Source organism: Aquamicrobium lusatiense (assembly GCF_014201615.1).
GTDB classification, from domain to species: domain Bacteria; phylum Pseudomonadota; class Alphaproteobacteria; order Rhizobiales; family Rhizobiaceae; genus Mesorhizobium; species Mesorhizobium lusatiense.
On the sequence record NZ_JACHEU010000003.1, the window covers coordinates 304,616 to 325,609 of the forward strand.

Here is a 20,994-nt window from a genome sequence, read left to right on the forward strand (position 1 = left end):
CTTTGGTGAAATCTGGCCGGATTGCACAGCGCGAATTCAAATTGTATTCCGCCTTGAGCCGCCCTTATCGGCGAATCGACGGCGCAATCGACAGGTCGAGGCACGAGCATTGCGAGCCGCATCCGGAAATGTAGTCCTGAATGAACTGCGCGAGCTGATCGCGCGCCTCGATGACGGCGCGCGGCTGCCGACGGTGCGCGAGCTGATGCGCACCCACCGCGTCAGCCAGGCCACGGTGCAGGAAGCGCTCGGGCAGTTGCGCGAGGCGGGCCTGCTCACCTCGCAGGTCGGCCGCGGCACCTATGTGGTGAAGAACGGCGCCCATGCGGTCGGGGACGACGGCCCGCGTGGCGACCGGCTGGAAAGCCTGCTGATCCTGTCCAACGCCAGCCTCAACGAGCGCTGCATGCTGGTGCAGAACCATATCGTGGAAGAGCTGTCGCGCTCCGGCAGCAAGGTGGTGCAGATCTCCTACCACAATACGGGGCATCTGCTGGAGATCCTCACCTCGATCCCCAATTTCGACGCGGCCATCCTGCAATCGCATTATGAAAGCATTCCGATCCGGCTGCTGAGCCTTCTGCAGGGCAAGGCGCGCGCGCTGGTGGTCGACGGCCACACCGTCTCAGGCGTCGACATCGATCGTGTCGGCACCGACTGGGAGGATGCGCTGGACATGGCGATGGCGCATCTGGCCGGCCTCGGGCATCGCTCGGTGGCGCTGGTGTCGCTGGATTCGATGGCCCAGCCGATCCTCACCGTGCGCCGCGCCTTCGACCGCGCGGGGCGCGAGAACGGCCAGTGGCGGGATATGCGCACGATCATGCTGGGCGGCGTCCACAATCCAACCCATTCGGTGGGCGAGGCGCTGCGCCGGGCGCTGTCGGAGCTGATGGATGGCGAAGGCCGCCTGCCCTTCAGCGCCATGATCACGCTCGGCCTCTCCGATTCCTTCGGTATCCGGCATTGTCTGGATGGTCTGGGCATCGACTGGCCGCGCGATCTGGCCGTCTTCATCCTCGGCCACCATGATGTGCCGACCGAGCATTTCGGCACCATGAGCATCGCCGGCAGCTCCTATCTCGAAGGCGCCCGCCGCCTCGTGGAAGTCATCCGCCGCCGCCTCGAAACCCCCGAAACGCCCCCGCAGATCGTCTATCTCGAATGCGCCCAGACGATCCGCGAGAGCACGGGAGAGCGGGTGGCCGAGCGGGTTTCGTGAAAGGCGCTATGCATGTAGTGAGTTGCGTACGGTGCCGATCACTTTCCATGACGCCACACCGCTGCTACTCAGCACAGGTCCCGATTATTCTATATTGTTGAAAATCCGCCACGGCTTCTGTCCACCCTCGTAACAGTCGAAACGACGGCGCTGCAGCTTGATCGAAAGCGGACGCCCGAACCGCCACGGATGATGGCGGCATCGCAACCAGCAGGAGATGTTGCGGCATTGGAAGTTCAGTCAGATTTCGCGCCCTTTGGATGACCTACTCCCTCTCCGCCGTGAACAAATTTTCAGCCATGAAGTCCACAAACACGCGAATTTTTGGCGATAGATAACGGCTCGTAGGCCAAAGAACACGGAAGACACCCGCTTCTGCCGTGAAGCCTTCGAGTATCGAGACCAGTTTGCCCTCTGCCATTTGTTGAGCCACCGCAAAATGCGGCAAGCATGTTATGCCAAAACCGTTTTCGGCAAGGTGGATGAGCGGTTCGAGCGTGCTGGCCACCGTCGTCGTTGGTAGCGTGATACGCAGGTCTTTGCCGTCTCTTGCCAGCGGCCACGGCTCCAGTTTGCCCGAGTTGGCATATCGGTGATGCATGCAGCGATGACTCGGCAGGTCTTCTGGCACCAGCGGCATACCCTCTACCTTCAGATAATCAGGCGAGGCAACTATCCGGTGCCTGAAGGAGCCAAGTTTGCGGCTCATTAGCCGGGTGTCACGCAAGTCACCGGTGCGGACAACGGCATCGAAACCTTCTTCGATCACGTCAACAAGGCGGTCGGTAAAATCAAGGTCCAGCGTGATTTCGGGATAAGCTTTCATGAACGCCGATATCGCTGGCATCAGCAGCATTCCCGTCAGCGGAAAACTCACGCGCAACAGGCCATGAGGCTTGCTGTGGGATCTTGAAAGCTGTGCCTGTGCTGCATCCAGTTCAGCCAGAATGCGCCGACACGTATCGAGAAAGAAGCTGCCTTCCTCCGTCAGCGTCATACTGCGAGTCGAGCGATGGAAAAGACGTACTCCCATCTCCTGCTCAAGACGCGCAATTGCCTTACCAACCGCCGAGCTGGAGAGGCCCAATCGTTGAGAGGCTGCGACAAAGCTGCCGCCTTCTGCAGCCTGAACGAAAATACCCAGCGTACCAAGCTTGTCCATGTCGATCTCTATTAAGGAATAAAATTCCGTACTTATTGGAATACAAGACTATTTATCGCTTATCTCGCAGTCCATATCCAGTCTGACACGGCAGCCAATGCCGATTTTGATCAGAGGAAGAAACATGGATACGAAGTTCTCCGCCGGATTTGCCGCTTCTCCGGAGCCGACCATTTTTATTGTGAACGTCATTCATGCCCATCCGGGCAAGCAGGACGAAGCGTTTCAAATCATTCAGGACGTGGTCCATTACGTGGCGGAGAGAAAGCCGGGGTTTCTCTGGAGCAATCTCGCCAAGAGCACCGACGGGCTGACCGTGGTCAACATTGAAGCAATTCAGGATGCGGGCAACGTAGACGAATTCTTCTCCGACCCGGTTTTTGTTGAAAAATTCCGCAAGCTGGACAGTGTCTCAACCAGCGAATTCCATACATATGGCGTCGGCGATCTGATTCTGCCCAAACTCGGACAGACGGGTTGAACACTATGTCCTGTTCGATCCCGGACAACTGCAAAGCGGGCGAAAAGCCGGACGATGCCCGACTGCCGATGTCGGCCCTGCTTGCCCTTGCCATGGCTGGTTTCATCACCATCCTGACAGAAGCCCTGCCGGCAGGGCTTCTCCCGCAAATGAGCACGGAGCTGGGCGTCAGCCCCTCCGTTATCGGCCAGCTCGTTACGGTTTACGCCATCGGCTCACTGGTGGCGGCCATTCCGCTGACCGCTGCTACTCAGCATTTTCCCCGCAAGCCGCTTCTCCTTTGCGCCATCGCGGGTTTCGCGGTGGTCAACACGATAACGGCGATCACTGAGAGCTTCGGTATCATGCTTTTGGCACGTTTCTTTGCCGGGGTTTGCGCGGGGCTTCTGTGGGCGATGATCGCCGGATATGCAGCTCGAATGGTCCCGGATCAGCAAAGAGGGCGCGCCATCGCGGTTGCGATGGTAGGTACACCGCTGGCGCTGTCGCTGGGTATTCCCGCAGGAACGCTGACAGGGTCCATCATCGGGTGGCGAAGTACATTTTTGATGATGACCGCGCTCACTATGGTCCTGATAGTTTGGGTAAGGGCAGAGGTGCCCGGCTATCCGGGCACGACGATCAGGGGTCGGTCTTCCATCAGGGGCACTTTGGCAATCCGTGGAATCAAATCGGTGCTGATGGTTACCCTGCTATTCGTGCTGGCCCACAACATCCTTTATACCTATATCGCTCCACTTGTGGTTCCTGCGGGGTTAGACCGAAAACTCGACTTCGTTTTGCTGATGTTCGGCCTGACGGCAATCGCAGGGATCGGTGTCGTCGGTTATCTGGTCGGCCGAAGGCTGCGAGCGCTGGTGCTCACAAATATCATGCTGTTCGCAGCGGCCGCGTTCATTCTTGGCATCGGGGGCAAGGTGCCGGAGCTGTTCTGGCTGGCAACAGGCATGTGGGGAATGGCATTCGGAGGCGCTGCCACCCTGTTTCAGACAGCAGCCGCGAACACCTCTGGGCAAGCTTCGGATGTAGCGCAGTCCATGATCGTTACAGTCTGGAACTTGGCGATTGCAGGTGGGGGCATCGTCGGTGGCCTGTTGCTCGAACACGCCGGTATCGGCTGGCTCCCCTGGTCTGTTCTGGTACTGTTGTTGCTCGCCTATGGGATCGCTTTCTCGGCAAAAGACAGTGCGTTCCCGCCAAACCACCAAGCTTCGTGATATCTGCTTCGGGCCGGAGTCAGCTACAGCCATCGGCCAGTTGAGGCCCGCTCTGGAAGGCTGCTCTCCAAAAGCAGCCTTTTGGCTTCCCACCGATTGTCGACATCGGTTTCGCCACGGCGTGGCAGACATTGAGCGGTAAGCTCAGCCCGGATGCCTTTTGGGCATCCGAAATACCCTCTCCGATACAACTTCTTCCCTTCCCCTCTGTGCACAAACGCCGCTCCCTGCGATTCCATGCTTGCGCTCGTCAATATGTATGATACGCTACAATACATATTGAACTTCATCCGGTCGGGCATTGCCCGGGCCGGGCCTGACAGCCGGGGGAGGCTTCGGGGTGAAGGCGGAGGAATGCATGATCGGTGAACGCCTGCCGGAAAGACTGTCGCCGCTGGCCACGCGGTTCGGCTTGCGGCCGTGGTATGGCGACATCCATAATCATTGCGGCATTTCCTATGGTCACGGCTCGCTGGATGAGGCGCTGCGCCGGGCGCGCCGGCAGCTCGATTTCGTTTCCGTCACCGGCCACGCCTACTGGCCCGACATGCCGGTCGATGATCCGCGCGTCGCCCATATCGTCGATTTCCACGTCAAAGGGTTCGCGCGGTTGCAAACCTTGTGGGCCGGTCACTTCGACCAGCTCGCGGCGGCTGACGAGCCGGGCGTATTCACTGTATTTCCCGGCTACGAGATACATTCCTTCGCCCATGGCGATTACACCATCGTCTATCGCGACATTGCCGGCCAGCCGCTGATCGAGGCCGAGACGCCGGCCGAGCTGCACGCAAAGCTGCGCGCCGAGGTGGGCGACGGGGCTTTCGCCTTCCCCCATCACATCGGCTATCGGCTCGGCGCACGCGGCGTGAACTGGGATACGGTTGTGGCGGAGCTGTCGCCGGTCATGGAGATCGTCTCCATGCATGGCTGCTCCGAAACCTCGATGATGGACCGTCCCTTCCTGCACTCCATGGGCCCGAGCGACGGGTTCTCGACCGCGCGCCACGGCCTGTCGCTTGGCCATCGCTTCGGTTTCCTCGGCAATACCGATCATCACAGCGGCTATCCTGGTTCCTACGGCCATGGCCGCTCGGCCGTCTATGCAGCCGAAAACACCCATGCAAGCCTGTGGGAAGGCATTCACCAGCGGCGCACCAATGCGCTGACCGGCGATTGCAGTCATCTGTTCTTCGCCATCGGCGACACGGTGCAGGGCGGGCAGATCGCCGCCGGCGGGCCGGCGGAACTGGAGCTGGAAGCCGTCGGCGGCAGTTTTATCGACAGCATCGATATTATCCGCAATGGCGATCTGGTCTCGCGCATCACGCCCGAGCTTTCTCCCTCCCCTATCGAGGCGGAGGGTGACGACATGGAAACGCTGCTGGTTCTGGAGCTTGGCTGGGGCGCGCGCGGCTCCTTCCATGACTGGACCGGCACGCTGGAGCTGAGCGGCGGCGAGATCCTGTCGGTCGAGCCGCGGCTGCGCGGTTCGGAAGTGGTGTCGCCGCTGGAAGGCGATGGCGACGAAGAGGACCGCACCCACATCGGGCTGGAGGGCAACCGCATCGCGTTTTCGCTGCGCTCCATGGGCAATCCCAACAATTTCACCTCCGCCACGCAGGCGATCGCCGCGCGCATCCGCATCCGGCCGGAGGCGAAGGTGCGGCTCACGCTTGACGGGCAGGTTTTTGAAGCGAGCGCGGAGCGTCTTTTGCAGGGCGCGCTGTCGAGAAATCTGGGGCCGATCGACAGCCCCGCCTTCCGGCTGCACCCGCTTCCGCGCCCGCATCAGTGGCAGTGGCGCGGCACGGTCGCCATCGAGCCGCTCAGGCGCGGCGAATGGATTTATGCCCGCATGCGGCAGGCAAACGGACAGTGGAACTGGGCAAGCCCTATTTTCTGCGAATGAGGGCGATAGAGGCAAAGACATCCAATAAAGAGAGGTCAGCCAGATCGCCCTTTGCATGACGACCCGGAAACCGGGTCATAAATTGGTGGCGCAAACCGGGAGTATTAAAGTGACCACGAACATCCGCATTCCAAGACGCACATTGCTCAAGGGAATAGGCGCGGCCGGCCTCGGCAGCGTTCTGGCCCCGCTGTCGTCACGCCCGCTCTATGCCGCGAGCGTGGCGCCGATCACCATCGTCATCAACCAGTCGCCGTGGTTCGATTCATTCCGCAGGACGGTCGAGGCCTATGAGGCCGAAACCGGCAACAAGGTGGAGCTGGACGTCAATCCCTTCGCCGGTTCGCTGGAGAAGCAGCGCAATTCCGTGCGCGCCAGCCAGGGCCAGTACGACATTCTGATCATGAATTCGGGCTGGTTCACGGAAATGTATGGCGGCGGCTTTGTCGATTCCATCACCGACATCGATCCGGGTTTCCAGCTCGATCCCGATCTCTACACGCTCAACGACACCATCTATTACAACGCCGAGAAGAAATCGCTGACCAGCGACGGCAAGCTGATGTCGATCCCGGTGTCGCCGCTGATCCCGATGCTCTATTATCGCGGCGACCTCTACAAGGAGGCCGGCCTCGAAGTGCCGAAGACCTTCGACGCGCTGGAAGCCAACGCGAAGAAGCTGCACAATCCGCCGTCCATGTATGGCATCGTCCAGCGCGGCGCGCGCGGCCCGGCAACCGTGTCCTACGATTTCTATCCCTATCTCTACGGCTTCGGCGGCAACATCTTCCGCAACCAGTCGGAAGGCGACTTCACCGTCACGCTGAACTCGGAGGAAGGCCGCACGGCGCTGGATTACTATATCCGCCTCGCCAAGGAAGCCGGCCATCCCAAGACCGCCGCCAACGATCAGGCCAACGTCATCCAGGCGATGGTCACCGGCACGGCGGGCCATGTGATGATGGTCATTTCGGCCGCCTCGCAGATGGACGATCCCGACAAGTCGGCCGTGGTCGACAAGGTCGAATATGCGGTGCCGCCCTCGGCGCCCGGCCTGCCCACCGCACCCGCGCTCGGCCACTGGCTGGCCGGCATTTCGCGCAACGTTCCCGACGACCGCAAGCGCGCCGCCGTCGAGTTCCTGCGCTGGTTCCAGACCAAGGCAGCCCAGCTTGAGACCGCAAAGGCCGGTGGCATTCCCGTCAACGCGGCCGTCTACAAGGAGCCGATCGCCGAGGAGCGGCAGTATCGCTGGATGAAGCCGCTTGCCGAGGCCCTGCCGCATGCGGTCAACTCCTACCAGTTCCCGCAGGCCAGCGAGGTGATCGCGGTTCTGGAGCTTGGCCTCAACCGCGCGGTCGCGGGCGAGATCGGCAGCGTCGAGGCGCTCAACGGCATGGCGGGCGAGATCGAGAAGATCATGGCCGGCTACAATTACCGCACCGGGCAGATCAGCCCGCTGTAAGATCATTGCGGAGGCGGCGGGCCCGATACCGGCCCGTCGTCTGCGTATCCAGACGATGAGCAGGATCGCGACCCGCCGCGGCGGGGAAGCGACCCAAACCCGGAGGTACCACCGGTGACGACGAGCCAAGCGACCGCGCAGCGGCCGAGCCCGGCCAACGCCGCCCCCGCTCCTGCAGGCACCGGCGCCGTTGCGCAGGGCGATCAGCACCTGTGGCGCTGGATTTCGTTCACGCCTGCCCTGGCCATGATGCTGGCGCTCAGCGTTTTGCCCATCGTCAACCTGGTGATCACGTCCTTTCAGGACATTTCATGGGCTGACGGGCAGGCGACGCGCAGCTTTGCCGGCCTTGCCCATTACAAGGCGCTGTTCTCCGACAATCTGTTCGCGGCGGGTCTGCGCAACACCGTCATCTTCGCGCTGGCCGCCGTGGCCGGGCAGATGGTGCTGGCCTTCGCCATGGCGCTGATGGTCTCGCGCATCGTGCGCGGCCGGGTGCTCTACCGGGCGATCTTCATCCTGCCGCTGCTCATTCCCGGCATCGTCATCGGCGCCATCTGGAAGCTGATGCTGAATTTCGATTTCGGCCTCGTCAACAAGCTGCTTGGCCTGTTCGGCTTCATGCCGCATGACTGGCTGGGCAGCCCCGAGACGGCGCTGTTCTCCGTCATCGTGGTCGACATCTGGCACTGGACCCCGTTCTGCTTCCTGCTGTTCCTCGCGGGACTTGAATCCCTGCCGCAGGACGTGTTCGAGGCCTCCAAAATGGATGGTGCCAGCGCCTGGCAGGAACTGGTCCACATCACCCTGCCGCTGATGGTGCCGACCATCATCGTCACCTTCGCCTTCCGCCTGATCGTCGCCTTCAAGGTGTTCGACGAGGTCTATCTGCTCACCGGCGGCGGCCCCGGCACGTCCACCGAGGTGCTGAGCTTCACGCTCTACCAGCGCTTCTTCACCGAGGACAAGGCCGGCTACGGCTCGGCCATGTCGGTGGCCATCATCTTCATCGTCTCGATCCTGCTGGTGATCGCGATTTCGGCTCGTCGCGGCGCGGGAAGACAGTCATGAGGCGCCCTTTCTCTTCCTCGCTCATGCTGCATCTGGCGCTTGTGCTGTGCGCGCTGGTCGTCATCGCGCCCATCGTGTGGACGGTGGGTGCCGGCTTCCGCACCCAGATCTCGCTGCTCATGGGCCACATGACGTTCACGCCGATCTGGAACAATTTCAACGAGGTGCTGTGGTCGAAGACCTCGGATTTCCTGCTCAACTACCGCAACTCCATCATCGTGGGCGTGCTCAGCACCCTGTTGTGCGTGGTGGTGGCGACGCTCGCCGCCTTCTCGCTGAACCGGCTGAAATGGCCGGGCTGGGTGGTTCACATCTTCCTTGCCTGGACGATGATCTTCCACATGATCCCGCCGGTGGCGCTGGCCAGCGCCTGGTTCACCATGGCGCGCGCCGTGGGGTTGGAAAACACCTTCACCGGCCTCATCCTCGCCCATGCCACGCTCAACCTGCCGATCGCCATCTGGCTGATGGCGGTGTTCATCCGCGAGGTGCCGAAGGAGCTTGAGGAAGCGGCGGTGATGGACGGGGCTTCCACGCCGCGCGTCCTGTGGCATGTGGTGCTGCCGCTGATCACGCCCGGCCTTGCCGCCACCTCGATCCTCACCTTCATCTCGTCGTGGAACGAGTTCGCCGTGGCGCTCACCATGACCATGAAGCAGACGGCGACGGTGCCGGTCGCCATCGCCAAGTTCGCCCAGGATTATGAAATCCAGTACACGCAGATGGCGGCAAGCGCTGCCCTTGCCATGCTGCCTGCCCTTGTCGTGCTGCTGATCGCCCAGCGCTATATCGTGCGTGGCCTGACGCAGGGCGCGGTGAAATAGGAAAGCTGCCATGAAGGCCGTCTTCGTCCTGCTCGATTCGCTGAACCGCCACATGCTGGGCGCCTATGGCGGCACGCGCATTCCGACGCCGAATTTCGACCGGCTGGCGGCGCGCTCCACAACCTTCGACCGGCATTATGTCGGCTCCCTGCCCTGCATGCCGGCACGGCGGGACATGCTGACCGGGCGCCTGACCTTCCTGCACCGCAGCTGGGGGCCGCTGGAGCCGTTCGACAACGCCTTTCCCGAGATACTGAGCCGGCAGAAGAAAACCTACAGCCACCTGATCACCGACCATTTCCACTACTGGGAAGATGGCGGCGCGACCTATCACAACCGCTACGATTCCTACGAATTCGTGCGCGGGCAGGAAGGCGACCGCTGGAAGGCGATGGTCCAGCCGCACTGGGAGCGGCTGCGCGAGACCTATCACGCGCGCCAGTTCAGCGAGGAGCCGCGCTCCTATTTTCGCCAGAACATGGTCAACCGCGAGTTCATCCGCGAGGAAAAGGATTTCCCCTCGGTGCGCTGCTTCGCGGAAGGCTTCGAGTTCCTCGACCGCAACCGCGATGCCGACAACTGGTTCCTCCAGATCGAGACCTTCGACCCGCACGAGCCCTTCACCGCGCCGGAACGCTTCAAGGCCCCGTTCGACACCGGCTGGAAAGGCCCGGTCCGCGACTGGCCGCGCTATGGCCGCGTCGACGAGCTGCCGGAGGAGTGCGAGGAACTGCGCGCCAATTATTACGCCGTGGTTTCCATGTGCGATCATCTGCTCGGTCAGCTGCTCGACTATTTCGACGAGCACGATCTGTGGAAGGATACAGCACTCGTCGTCACCTCCGACCACGGCTTCCTGCTTGGCGAGCATGATTTCTGGGCCAAGAACCGCATGAACCTCTATGAGGAGGTCGCGCATATCCCGCTGTTCCTGCACGACCCGCGCCACCCCGAGCGCGCCGGCACGCGCTCAGGCGCGCTCACCCAGTCGATCGACATCGCCGCCACCTTCCTCGACCTGTTCGGGGCCGAGCCGCCGCCGGAAAACGAAGGCTTTTCGCTGTCCGGCATGGCCGATGGCACCGAGCGGCGCAAGGGCGCGCTGTTCGGCTATTTCGGCGGCGCGGTGAACGTCACGGACGGCCAGCACACCTATCACCGCTTTCCCGAGGACCTGTCGAAGCAGGCGCTCTACCAGTACACGCTGGTGCCGACGCACATCTTCTCGCCGTTCACGCCGGCCGAGCTGGCCGACATCGAGCTGTCGCCGCCGCTGTCCTTCACCAAGGGCGCATCGCTGCTGAAAGTGCCGGTCATCGACCGCTCGCCCATGTACAACAATTACGGGCCGGGCAGCCTGCTGGAATCGGAAACGCGGCTCTACGATCTCGCCACCGATCCGGGGCAGGATGCGCCGCTGGACGATCCGAAGCTGGAAACGGCGATGACCGAGCTGATGAGCGGGCTGATGCAGGCCAATGGCGCGCCGCCCGAAGCCTTCACCCGGCTCGGCCTCGACATACCGGCGGGTGTGACATGACCGGCCGGGACGGCAAATTCGGCGATGCGGCCTCCCTGCGCAGCCTGACTGCGGATCTGTCGCAGATCGCCTCCGTGCGCCGCATCGTGCTCGACGACGGGCCGGGGCGCGGCGGGCGCATGCTGGCCTTCTCCACCGGCGGCGGGCTCGATTTCTGGGTGGCGGCGGACCGCTCGCTCGACATCGCCACGCTGTCCTTCCGTGGCGTTCAGCTCGGCTGGCAGAGCCCGGCCGGTTTCGGCCCGCCATCCGGACCGGAAGCCGATGGCGGCCGTGGTTTCGACCGCGCCTTTGGCGGTTTTCTCGTCACCTGCGGGCTGGAGCATATCCGTCAGCCGGCCAACGGAAACCCGCTGCATGGGCGCCTGCCCTATTCGCCCGCGCGCCTCACCGCCTATGGCGAGGACTGGGAGGCGGATGAGCCGGTGCTGTTCTGCGAGGGCGAGGTGGTGCAGTGGCGCAATGGCGCGTACGCCTATCGCCTGAAGCGCCGCATCGAAGCGCCGATCGGCGGCGCAAAGCTGCGCATCATCGACCGCATCGAAAATATCGGCCCCGGGCCGCTGCCGCTTTATCTGCTCTATCATTTCAATCTGGGCTATCCGGCCGTCGCGCCGGGAACCGTGGTCGAACTGGATGGCGAGCGCCTGATCGGGCCGCTGGCCATGCCGGAGGAAGGCCCGGTTCCGGCCAGCCTGCACCCTCTTCGCGGCGCGGGGCATGCCGTGTGCAGCGTCGATGCCGGCGCGGGCAGCCCGCAACTGCGCTTTGGCTGGGATGCCGCGCGCCTGCCCCACCTGCAATTGTGGCGCAACCTGATGCCGCGCAGCGGCGTGCTGTCGGTGGAGCCCTGCAATGTGGGGCGCAACGAGGATGGCTCGAATGCCGATGCGCCGCTGCTGGCGCCCGGTGAAACGTCTGCTTTTTCCGTGTCGGTCGAAGTTGGAACGGCTGGCGCGACATGAACAGGGAAAACGATCATGGCTGAGGTCAATCTGCGCGACGTGCGCAAAGCCTACGGTACGGTGCAGGTGCTGCGCGGCATCGATGTCGATGTCGCCGATGGCGAGTTCGTGGCGCTTGTCGGCCCGTCCGGCTGCGGCAAGTCCACGCTTCTGCGGATGATCGCCGGGCTGGAGGACATCGCGCAGGGCGAGATCCGCATCGATGACCGGCTGGTCAACAACGTGCCGCCCAAGCAGCGGGACGTGGCCATGGTGTTCCAGAACTATGCGCTCTATCCGCACATGACGGTGGCCCGCAACATGGGCTTTTCGCTGAAGCTGGCCGGCAGGCCGCAGAAGGAGATCGACGAGCGCGTGGCGGCGGCAGCCGCGATCCTCGACCTGTCGGCCCTGCTCGACCGCTATCCGCGCCAGCTCTCCGGCGGCCAGCGCCAGCGCGTGGCCATGGGCCGCGCCATCGTGCGCGACCCGCAGGTTTTCCTGTTCGACGAGCCGCTTTCCAACCTCGACGCCAAGCTCCGGGTGCAGATGCGCGCCGAGATCAAGGCGCTGCACCAGCGCCTGCGCACCACCACGGTCTATGTGACGCACGATCAGGTCGAGGCCATGACCATGGCCGACAAGATCGTCGTGATGCGCGACGGGCATGTCGAGCAGATCGGCGCCCCGCTCGATCTCTACGACCATCCGCAGAACATGTTCGTCGCCGGTTTCATCGGCTCGCCGGCCATGAACTTCATCAAGGGCTGGATCGAGGACGGCCAGTTTCACGGCCCCGGCAACATCATTGCGCCGGCTAAGGATGCCGGTGTCGACAGCATGCTGGATGGCGTGGTGCTGGGCATCCGCCCCGAGCATCTGCTGCTCGATCCGGCCGGTGTCGAGGCCACCGTCACCGTGGTCGAGCAGACCGGATCGGAAACCTATCTGCTCCTCGATATAGACGGCCAGCGCATCAACTATCTCGGCCGCGAGCGCGTCGCCATCGGGCCCGGGGACAAGGTGCGCATCATGCCCGATCCCGCGCGGCTGCATTTCTTCGACGAGAAGACGGGCCAGCGGCTCGGCGCGCCGGCTTCCTCCGGCCTGCCCTCCGCTTCCCTCCCCTCCCCCGGCCTCCCCTCCCCCGAAAAACCGGGCACCGGGCGCGGCAGTTCTCCGCATGGGCGCAAAGCCGGACAGGAACCCGGCGCGCGCGCCCGCGCGGGGCTCGGCAGTGCGGCGGCGCGCGTGCTTTCGCTGGTCGGCATCCGCGCCGATGGCTACCGCCCCGAACTGCACTACATGCGCGGCAGCGGCCCGGCTTCCACCCGGACCCGCGGCGGCGGCGAACCGCGCTGACCGCCTTCCGCACCTGCATCGCCGCCCGCATATGAGAGTGACATGACCACGCGACCCAATATCCTTTTCATCATGTCGGACGATCACGCCGCGCGCGCGATCTCCTGCTATGGGTCCGGGCTCAACAGCACGCCCAATATCGACCGCATCGCCCGCGACGGCATGCGGCTCGACCGCTGCTATGTCACCAATTCGATCTGCACGCCGAGCCGCGCCTCGATCCTCACCGGCACCTACAATCACGTGAACCGCGTCACCACGCTCGACACCCATATCGACAACCGCCTGCCGCATGTCGCGAAGCATCTGCGCCAGGCGGGCTACCAGACCGGGATGTTCGGCAAGTGGCATCTCGGCGAAGGCAGGGCGCACCAGCCGACCGGCTTCGACGAATGGTCGGTGTTTCCGGGACAAGGCGAATATTTCGATCCGGTGATGATCGGCCCCGATGGCGCGGAAACGGTGCCGGGCTACGCCAGCGATGTGCTGACCGACAAGTGCCTCGATTTTCTGGAGCGGCGCGATCCTGAGCGGCCGTTCTTCATGATGTGCCATCACAAGGCCCCTCACCGCCCCTTCGAGCCGCATCCGCGCCATCGTCATCTCCATGCCGACGGCGATCTGCCGGTGCCGGAAACCTTCGACGACGATTACGCCAACCGGGCCGCCGCTGCCGCCGCCGCCAAAATGCGCATCCGCGCCGACATGACCTACAAGGACCTTGGCCTGGTGCAGCCCGAAGCGGGCGCCGAGGCCGGCGAGCTGCTGATTGCCGGCCGCAAGGACCGCAAGGTTCCGGACATCGCTCCTGGTCAGGAAATCCGCCTCATCGACGCCGCGACGGGGAAAAACTTTGTCTTCACCGATCCCCGGCAACTCGCCCTGTTCAAATACCAGCGCTACATGATGCGCTATCTGCAGACGGTGGCGGCGATCGACGAGAATGTCGGCCGGCTTCTCGACTATCTCGACGCGGAAGGGCTGACCGACGACACCATCGTCATCTACACCTCCGATCAGGGATTTTTCCTTGGCGAGCATGGCTGGTTCGACAAGCGCTTCATGTATGAGGAATCGTTGCAGATGCCGTTCCTCATCCGCTATCCGCTGGGCATCGCGCCGGGTGCGGTGTCACGGCAGATCGCCATGAATGTCGATTTCGCCCCCACCTTCCTCGACTATGCGGGCGTGCGAACCCCTTCCTACATGCAGGGCACCAGCCTGCGGCCTGTTCTGGAGCAGCGCGCGGATGCGGACTGGCAGGACGTCGCCTATCACCGCTACTGGATGCACAAGGACGATTTCCACAATGCCTTCGCCCATTACGGCGTGCGCGATGCCCGCTACAAGCTGATCTACTGGTACAATGATCCGCTGGGCGAGACCGGCGCCAATCCCGGCGACGAGCCGCCCGAATGGGAGCTGTTCGATTGCGAGGCCGATCCGTTCGAGCTGCACAACCGCGCGGGCGACCCGGCGTTCCGTGATGTCTTCCTGACGATGCTGGAAAAGCTCGATGCGAAAATGGCGGAGATCGGCGATAGCCCCGAGCATGACAACGCCGTCGTGCGGGCGCAGCTCGGGCGCGGCTGAACCGGCATGAGCTGCTGCGCGAACTCCCGCACCCCGCAGCAGCGGCCGCATGAGAAGCCCGCTGCGGCCGGCTCTCCGATAAATGCTTCCTCCCCTGCTCCGGGGAACGATGCGGAGGCCCCTCCCCGCGCCCGCTTCGAGGCCGCCCGCTCCTTCATCGGCACCGACAGGCCGCTGATCGCCGCAGATGGCGAGGGCCCGGCCCGCCCGGTGCGGCTCGATGCCTTCGAGATGGAGACCGAGACCGTCACCAACGACCGCTTCGCCGCCTTCGTGGCTGCGACCGGCTACGTTACCGAGGCCGAGCGCTTCGGCTGGTCGCCGGTGTTCATCGGCCTGCTGCCGGACGGGGCCGGCTATTACGCCAATGAGGGCGAAACGCCCTGGTGGGTGCGTGTGGAAGGCGCCTCGTGGAAGACGCCGGAAGGCCCCGCCAGCGATCTGGCCGGACGCGGCGACCATCCGGTCGTGCAGGTGTCGTGGAACGACGCGAGCGCCTTCGCGGCATGGAGCGGCGGGCGGCTGCCGACGGAGGCCGAGTGGGAACATGCGGCCCGCGCCGGTCTCGGCGACGTGCGCTATCCATGGGGCGACGACGAGCCCGACGACACCACCATCTTCTGCAACATCTGGCAGGGCGTCTTTCCGCACCGGAACACGTTGGCCGACGGCTATCTCGGCACCAGCCCCGTCCGCGCCTTCCAGCCCAACCGTGCCGGGCTTTACGGCATGGCCGGCAATGTGTGGGAATGGACGCAGGATGCCTATCGCGTCCGTTCACTCTCCAAAGCGGCGAAGGCCCGCAACCGGCATGCGGCGCTTGGGCAGGAGAAGGTGATGAAGGGCGGCTCCTTCCTCTGCCACGTCTCCTACTGCCACCGCTACCGCATCGCCGCGCGCTCGGCGCTGACCATCGACTCCTCCACCAGCAATGCCGGCTTCCGGCTTGTCTACGATGTGGCGGCTTCCGCAGATTAGAGCGTGCCGCGATTCTTTCGGTTTTACCCCGCGCTTTGACTTTCTATTATTGCATATCGCTCGAAACCGGTTCCCACCTGCGAGCGATATGCTTTGGTTCCCCGCGGCCATCCATCGTGTCAACTCGACCTGTCACCGGTATGGGAACACATCCGCGTGGTCCGCCCCCTTTCGCGGGCCGGTGCCTCCGCCCTCGTCGAAGTGACCACAACACTATCGATGGCCGCCGCCCGTGGGCTTTCCTCTCGGGGAATGCCGCGATGAGCTGCCGGTGCAGTTCATGGATCGTGGGGCATTATCCTGAGTCTGATCCGGGGCCGTCGGCAGGCTGACCCGGCATGACAAGCGGAACACCATCCCCTCCGCCTGGCCAGAAGCTGAAACCATCTGGCGCCGCCTTGGAGATTCGCACGCAAGTTTGGTGTGCGAGCCGTCCAACACTATCGTGCGAGGGCGCGCCCCGCGATTCGGATGAGCGCGATGTTTGTGGCTGATCGGCAGTGCCTGATGTCATCAGGAACCTTGCAGAACCCACTTCATGGGTATTCTTATCTCCCGCTCGGCCCGTCTCCGAGGCCAAAGAATCCGCAACCATCAGGAAACATGCGTTTTATCGAGTTGACAGCTGGCAACTCTTGCCGATTCGGAATGCGGAATTGGTTGCAGAAAGGTTAATTTCCGTTAACCCTCTTTTGCTTGACAGGAATCGGTATTTCACCCAGCCTCATCTACGGCAATTGCAGGTAAATATCGGTATTATCCGTAACTTGCGGCGGCCACTGTAAACTCAAGCGTAATCGCGTAGACTTGTGTCCATCCGGTGAGTCGGAGAAGGCCGTTTCCCGACAGGGGAAGGGTGTGTTTTTGTGCAGGCAGGTTCAGATATGACACTCGAGGGGCAGACCGCGCAGCACGCTGTCGTGCAGGGGCCGGCCGATCGCCAGATCGCCGCCGATGCCGAGCGGCTGTCGGCCGAGCTTGCCAAGCTGCGCGGCAGGCTGTTTCCGCCGAGCGCCATGAAGACGCTGCGCCCCTTCACCAGCGGCGAGGCGGCGCGGCTGATCGGCGTGACCGACGGCTATCTGCGGCAATTGTCGATTTCAGGCGAGGGCCCCTCCCCCGAGGTCGGCGCGGGCGGGCGCAGGCTCTATTCGCTGGCCGATGTGAACGCGCTGCGCGCTCATCTCGCCGGACAGGGCGGCGCCAAGGCGCGCCATTATCTGCGCCGCCGCCAGCCGGGCGAGCATTTGCAGGTGGTGGCGATCACCAACTTCAAGGGCGGCTCGGGCAAGACAACCACCTCGGCCCATCTGGCGCAGTATCTGGCCTTGCAGGGCTATCGCACGCTGGCCATCGATCTGGATCCTCAAGCTTCGCTCTCGGCTCTGTTCGGCTATCAGCCCGAACTCGATCTCAGCGGGAACGACACGCTCTATGGCGCGATCCGCTATGACGAGGAGCGGGTGGAGCTGTCCAGCATCATCCGCCCCACCTATTTCGACGGGCTCGATCTGGTGCCCGGCAATCTCGAGCTGCAGGAGTTCGAGCACACGACGCCGCAGCATCTGGCGGCGCGCGGGCAGGGCCGAGCCGGGGAGGCTGGACACGACCTGTTCTTCGCCCGCGTCCAGCAGGCGATCTCGACCGTCGAGGCCAATTACGACGTGGTGGTCATCGACTGCCCGCCGCAGCTTGGCTATCTGACGCTGAGCGCGCTGTGCGCGGCCACTTCCGTCATCGTCACCGTGCATCCGCAGATGCTCGACGTGGCCTCGATGAGCCAGTTCCTGTTCATGACCTCCGATCTGCTGGCTGTGGTGCGTGAGGCGGGCGGCGAGCTGAATTTCGATTTCCTGCGCTATCTCATCACCCGCTATGAGCCGAACGATGGCCCGCAGACGCAGATTTCCGGATTCCTGCGCACCCAGTTCGGGGACAGGGTGCTGACCGCGCCGATGCTGAAATCGACGGCGGTGTCGGATGCGGGGCTTTCCAAGCAGACGCTCTACGAAGTGGGCCGCGAGAATTTCAACCGCGCCACCTATGACCGCGCCTATGAGGCGCTGACGGCGGTGAATGCCGAGATCGAGGCGCTGCTCATCCAATCATGGGGACGCAAGCCATGAGCCGGTTGACAGCTGTCAACTTGTCCTGTGCGTCGCGAATCGGAGTCTCGCGACCGTTAAATTCGGCCGCCATCTATCCACACCTCGCGAATCTCCGCGATGATGCGCGGCAGGGAGGTGACGGCTCATGAATACACGCAAGAACAGACTGCGCTCGCTGCTGTCCGGGGAGGCGCCCGCCGCTTCGGTCGATGCTACCAATGCAGCCATTCCGCCGATGCCGGTGCCCGAGCCGGCTGCCGCACCGAAGCGGGCGACGTCGGCCGCCGTCAAGGCCATGGGGCTGACGCTCGGCTCGCTGTCGCAGGAAGCGCAGGAGGCGGGACGGCTGCGCGAAATGCTGGCCGCCGGCGAACGCGTGGTCGAGATCGATCCGCAATTGCTGGAGCGCTCGCCCTTCCTCGACCGCCTGAGCGACGGCGCGCGCAATGACGAGGATTTCGCGGCACTCAAGGCCAGCATGGCCGAGCACGGCCAGCAGGTGCCGGTTCTGGTGCGTCCTCATCCCGATCCGGAGAAAGCGGCACGTGGCCTCTATCAGATCGCCTATGGCCATCGCCGTGCGCAGGCGGCCCGCGAGCTTGGGCTGCCGGTGCGCGCCGTGGTGCGCACGCTGGACGATGCCGGTCTGGCGCTGGCGCAGGGCAAGGAAAATGCCGAGCGCCGGGCACTGTCCTTCATCGAGCGGGCGTTCTTCGCCAAGGCGCTGCTCGACCATGGCTTTGACCGGGCGACGGCGCAGGTGGCGCTTTCCGTCCACAAATCGGAAATGACGCGCCTGCTTCAGGTCACCGAAAACGTGCCGCTGGACATCGTCCAGGCGATCGGCCCCGCGCCGAAGGCCGGGCGTCCGCGCTGGATGGAACTCGGCGAATTGCTGGCGGCCGACCGGGGCGGGCTGGCGCATGACGAGATCGCCCTGCACGCCTTCCGTGAGGCCGACAGCGACACGCGCTTCCAGCGGCTGTTCGACCGCCTTCAGGCGTCCGCAAAGCGGCGCGCCGCGGGTGGTGCGCCGGGTGGTGCTACGGGCGGAGCCCGCCGGATCGCGGATGCGCAGGGCAGGGTGCTGGGCGAGGTCGCGGTGGCTGGCAAGGCCGCGCGCCTGACCATTCCGGCCAGCGCCGGCAGCGGCTTTGCCGATTTCGTCGCCGACGAGCTGCCACGCCTGCATGCCGCGTTTCTGGCGGCGCAGAGCGAAGGCAAGGCGGACTAGGGCATGTTGTCCGGAAACGGGATCCGGTTTCGGGCGGCACATGCAGGACAGGAATTGCACGCGCAGGAAGCGACCCGAACGGTCGCAAGGCGCTTAGAAAAAGGGATTTGCCGGCAGGGTTGCATCCTTCCCGGCATATGAGCCGAAAACGGAAACCAGAAGCGGAGAAGCAGGCAAGAAAAAAGGCCCCCAGAACGTCACCATCCCGGAAGCCCCTTTCGATGTAGCAATCTGAAAGAATCACTTCCGCACATTATTGTCAAGCCGTGGTGCGTCCTGGCCGGGTGTTTTTATGCCTCGGAGATGAGGTGATTCTCATGACGGAGCGTTTTGCGACGACGCCTTTCGGCGGCGCTCGGATAAGTGCGGCCCAATTCCGGCATCGCGAGGCGGTGGACCGGCGCAGGGCTGAGTTGAATGAAGGCGGCAACGATACCGGCCGTACCGAAAAGTGGCAGCTCATCCGGGCGCTGACCGAGGCGCGCGCCGCGTTCGGCCTGTCCGATCGCACCATCGTGGTGCTGGATGCGCTGCTGAGCTTCCATCCCGAGCGCGAGCTGGACGGTTCGCAGCCGGTCATCGTCTTTCCCTCCAATGCGGAGCTTTCGCTGCGCAGCCGGGGAATGGCCGATGCGACGCTGCGCCGTCATCTGGCGGCGCTTGTCGAGGCGGGGCTGATCCTGCGCCGCGACAGTCCCAATGGAAAGCGCTATTGCCGCCGTGACGGCTATGGCGAGGTGGAAAGCGCCTTCGGCTTCGATCTGTCGCCGCTGGCGCTGGCTGCCCCCGCCATCCACGAGGCCGCGGAAGCGGCACGGGCCCATGAGCGGCTGTGCAGGCGCCTGCGCGGCGAGATCACCATTCACCAGCGCGATGTTGCCAAGATCATCGAGGCGGGCCGGGAAGAAGGCGCGGGTGGCCAGTTGGGCAGCCAGTGGGAGCGCTTTGCCATGGATCTGATGCCTTTGTGCCGTCGCCTTGGCCGCAACGTCTCCAGCCATGTCCTGGAGGAACGACGCGATGCTCTGGTCAGGCTTCGGGCCGAGGTGGAAACGGCCTATCTGAATGCTCTCGACAATCAAAATATGAGCGGCACTGACGCCGGTTTTGAGCGGCAATATCAGAATTCAAATATAGATCATCCATTTGAATATCGCTCAGAAAAAGAGCTGAAGCCGAAAACTGAGCCAGACCACGAGCATCTGCCTGACGGCGAGGTCTGGCGGGAAGAGGGAGCAGGAGGGCTATCGGAGGCGGGCTGGGCGCCTGAAACCAAGAGCCAGCCGGTCCCGCTCGATTATCTGCTGAAAACCTGCCCGACGCTGGCCAGCTATGCCCGTGACGGCATCGGAGACTGGGGGGATGTGCTGGCGACGGCGCAACTGGTGCGCTCCATGCTTGGCATTTCGCCCGATGCCTGGAACAAGGCGTGCGCGGCCATGGGCAAACTGACCGCTGCCGTGGTCATTGCGGCCATTCTGGAGCGATCCGAAGCGATCCGCTCGCCGGGAGGCTACCTGCGGGCGCTGACCGAACGCGCCGAAAGCGGACGCTTCTCGCTGCTGCCGATGCTCACAGCTCTGGAAAGGGCAGGGGAGAAGGCCGCCGTTGGGCCGGATTGACAGCTGGCAACTGCCCGAAAGGCCGATCCGGGTGCGGTTGGGCAGGCAGGATAGCTATCATGCGGAGGTTTGCCCGGATTTTGTCCTCCGGGAGAGCCCTCGGGCCGATGCAGGAGCAGGTTCATGCGGGAAAGGGCGAAAAGGAACTGTTGGAACGTGGCTCACGTCTGTTTCCCGTGCAGGTTCTCCGGCAAGGCGGGCGTTTTCAGGGCCATCGTCTGTCGCAGACCGAAAAAAAGGGCCGCACGTCATGCACGGCCCC

At 63.6% G+C, this 20,994-nt stretch carries 15 protein-coding genes and 1 pseudogene; 15 read left to right on the top strand and 1 reads right to left on the bottom strand.

All coding sequences use genetic code 11. The features are described from left to right. The first annotated feature begins 109 nt into the window (after positions 1–109). Complete coding sequence (locus HNR59_RS17000) at positions 110–1,222, top strand: GntR family transcriptional regulator (protein ID WP_183832221.1); 1,113 nt, start codon at positions 110–112, stop codon at positions 1,220–1,222. A gap of 265 nt (positions 1,223–1,487) precedes the next feature. Here the strand turns inward: HNR59_RS17000 and HNR59_RS17005 are convergent, their stop codons facing one another. After that, the gene (locus HNR59_RS17005) at positions 1,488–2,384 is read right to left on the bottom strand and encodes a LysR family transcriptional regulator (protein WP_183832222.1); all 897 of its coding nucleotides are present in this window, start codon (positions 2,382–2,384) and stop codon (positions 1,488–1,490) included. Positions 2,385–2,508: 124 nt separating this feature from the next. Here HNR59_RS17005 and HNR59_RS17010 point away from each other — a divergent pair, with 124 nt between their 5' ends. The 14 genes and pseudogenes from HNR59_RS17010 (at position 2,509) to repC (ending at position 20,732) form a co-directional block, all read left to right on the top strand. Further along, entirely contained in the window at positions 2,509–2,865 is a 357-nt protein-coding gene (locus HNR59_RS17010) for an antibiotic biosynthesis monooxygenase (protein WP_183832223.1), read from the top strand. Between the two features lie 5 nt (positions 2,866–2,870). Further along, positions 2,871–4,082, top strand: coding sequence for an MFS transporter (locus HNR59_RS17015; RefSeq protein ID WP_246374781.1), 1,212 nt, complete (start codon positions 2,871–2,873; stop codon positions 4,080–4,082). A 358-nt stretch (positions 4,083–4,440) separates the two neighbouring features. Continuing rightward, positions 4,441–5,991 carry a CehA/McbA family metallohydrolase domain-containing protein gene (locus tag HNR59_RS17020; RefSeq protein ID WP_210307394.1) on the top strand — a complete coding sequence of 517 codons (1,551 nt, stop codon included), beginning with the start codon at positions 4,441–4,443 and terminating at the stop codon, positions 5,989–5,991. A gap of 109 nt (positions 5,992–6,100) precedes the next feature. Further along, positions 6,101–7,456: an extracellular solute-binding protein gene (locus HNR59_RS17025; RefSeq protein ID WP_183832224.1), complete on the top strand. Its 1,356-nt coding sequence runs from the start codon at positions 6,101–6,103 to the stop codon at positions 7,454–7,456. Between the two features lie 114 nt (positions 7,457–7,570). After that, positions 7,571–8,527 (top strand): ABC transporter permease subunit, encoded by a 957-nt coding sequence (locus HNR59_RS20815; RefSeq protein WP_210307396.1) that lies wholly within the window; start codon positions 7,571–7,573, stop codon positions 8,525–8,527. Continuing rightward, positions 8,524–9,351 (top strand): carbohydrate ABC transporter permease, encoded by an 828-nt coding sequence (locus tag HNR59_RS17035; RefSeq protein WP_183832225.1) that lies wholly within the window; start codon positions 8,524–8,526, stop codon positions 9,349–9,351. Before HNR59_RS20815 ends, HNR59_RS17035 begins: the two co-directional genes overlap by 4 nt. A 10-nt stretch (positions 9,352–9,361) precedes the next feature. Continuing rightward, entirely contained in the window at positions 9,362–10,891 is a 1,530-nt protein-coding gene (locus tag HNR59_RS17040) for a sulfatase (RefSeq protein WP_183832226.1), read from the top strand. Beyond that, complete coding sequence (locus HNR59_RS17045) at positions 10,888–11,856, top strand: DUF4432 family protein (protein WP_183832227.1); 969 nt, start codon at positions 10,888–10,890, stop codon at positions 11,854–11,856. The genes HNR59_RS17040 and HNR59_RS17045 overlap by 4 nt, the downstream gene beginning before the upstream one ends. A 15-nt stretch (positions 11,857–11,871) precedes the next feature. Beyond that, positions 11,872–12,921, top strand: a pseudogene (locus HNR59_RS17050) (ABC transporter ATP-binding protein); the annotation flags it as partial. A gap of 318 nt (positions 12,922–13,239) precedes the next feature. Beyond that, on the top strand, positions 13,240–14,790 hold the full coding sequence (locus tag HNR59_RS17055) for a sulfatase family protein (RefSeq protein WP_183832229.1): 1,551 nt from the start codon (positions 13,240–13,242) through the stop codon (positions 14,788–14,790). A gap of 6 nt (positions 14,791–14,796) precedes the next feature. Beyond that, positions 14,797–15,768, top strand: coding sequence for a formylglycine-generating enzyme family protein (locus HNR59_RS17060; protein WP_183832230.1), 972 nt, complete (start codon positions 14,797–14,799; stop codon positions 15,766–15,768). An 884-nt stretch (positions 15,769–16,652) separates the two neighbouring features. Then, on the top strand, positions 16,653–17,894 hold the full coding sequence (gene repA / locus HNR59_RS17065; protein ID WP_183832231.1) for a plasmid partitioning protein RepA: 1,242 nt from the start codon (positions 16,653–16,655) through the stop codon (positions 17,892–17,894). 127 nt (positions 17,895–18,021) lie between these two features. After that, entirely contained in the window at positions 18,022–19,110 is a 1,089-nt protein-coding gene (gene repB, locus HNR59_RS17070; RefSeq protein WP_183832232.1) for a plasmid partitioning protein RepB, read from the top strand. 317 nt (positions 19,111–19,427) lie between these two features. Beyond that, positions 19,428–20,732 carry a plasmid replication protein RepC gene (gene repC, locus HNR59_RS17075; protein ID WP_183832233.1) on the top strand — a complete coding sequence of 435 codons (1,305 nt, stop codon included), beginning with the start codon at positions 19,428–19,430 and terminating at the stop codon, positions 20,730–20,732. Positions 20,733–20,994: the final 262 nt, after the last annotated feature.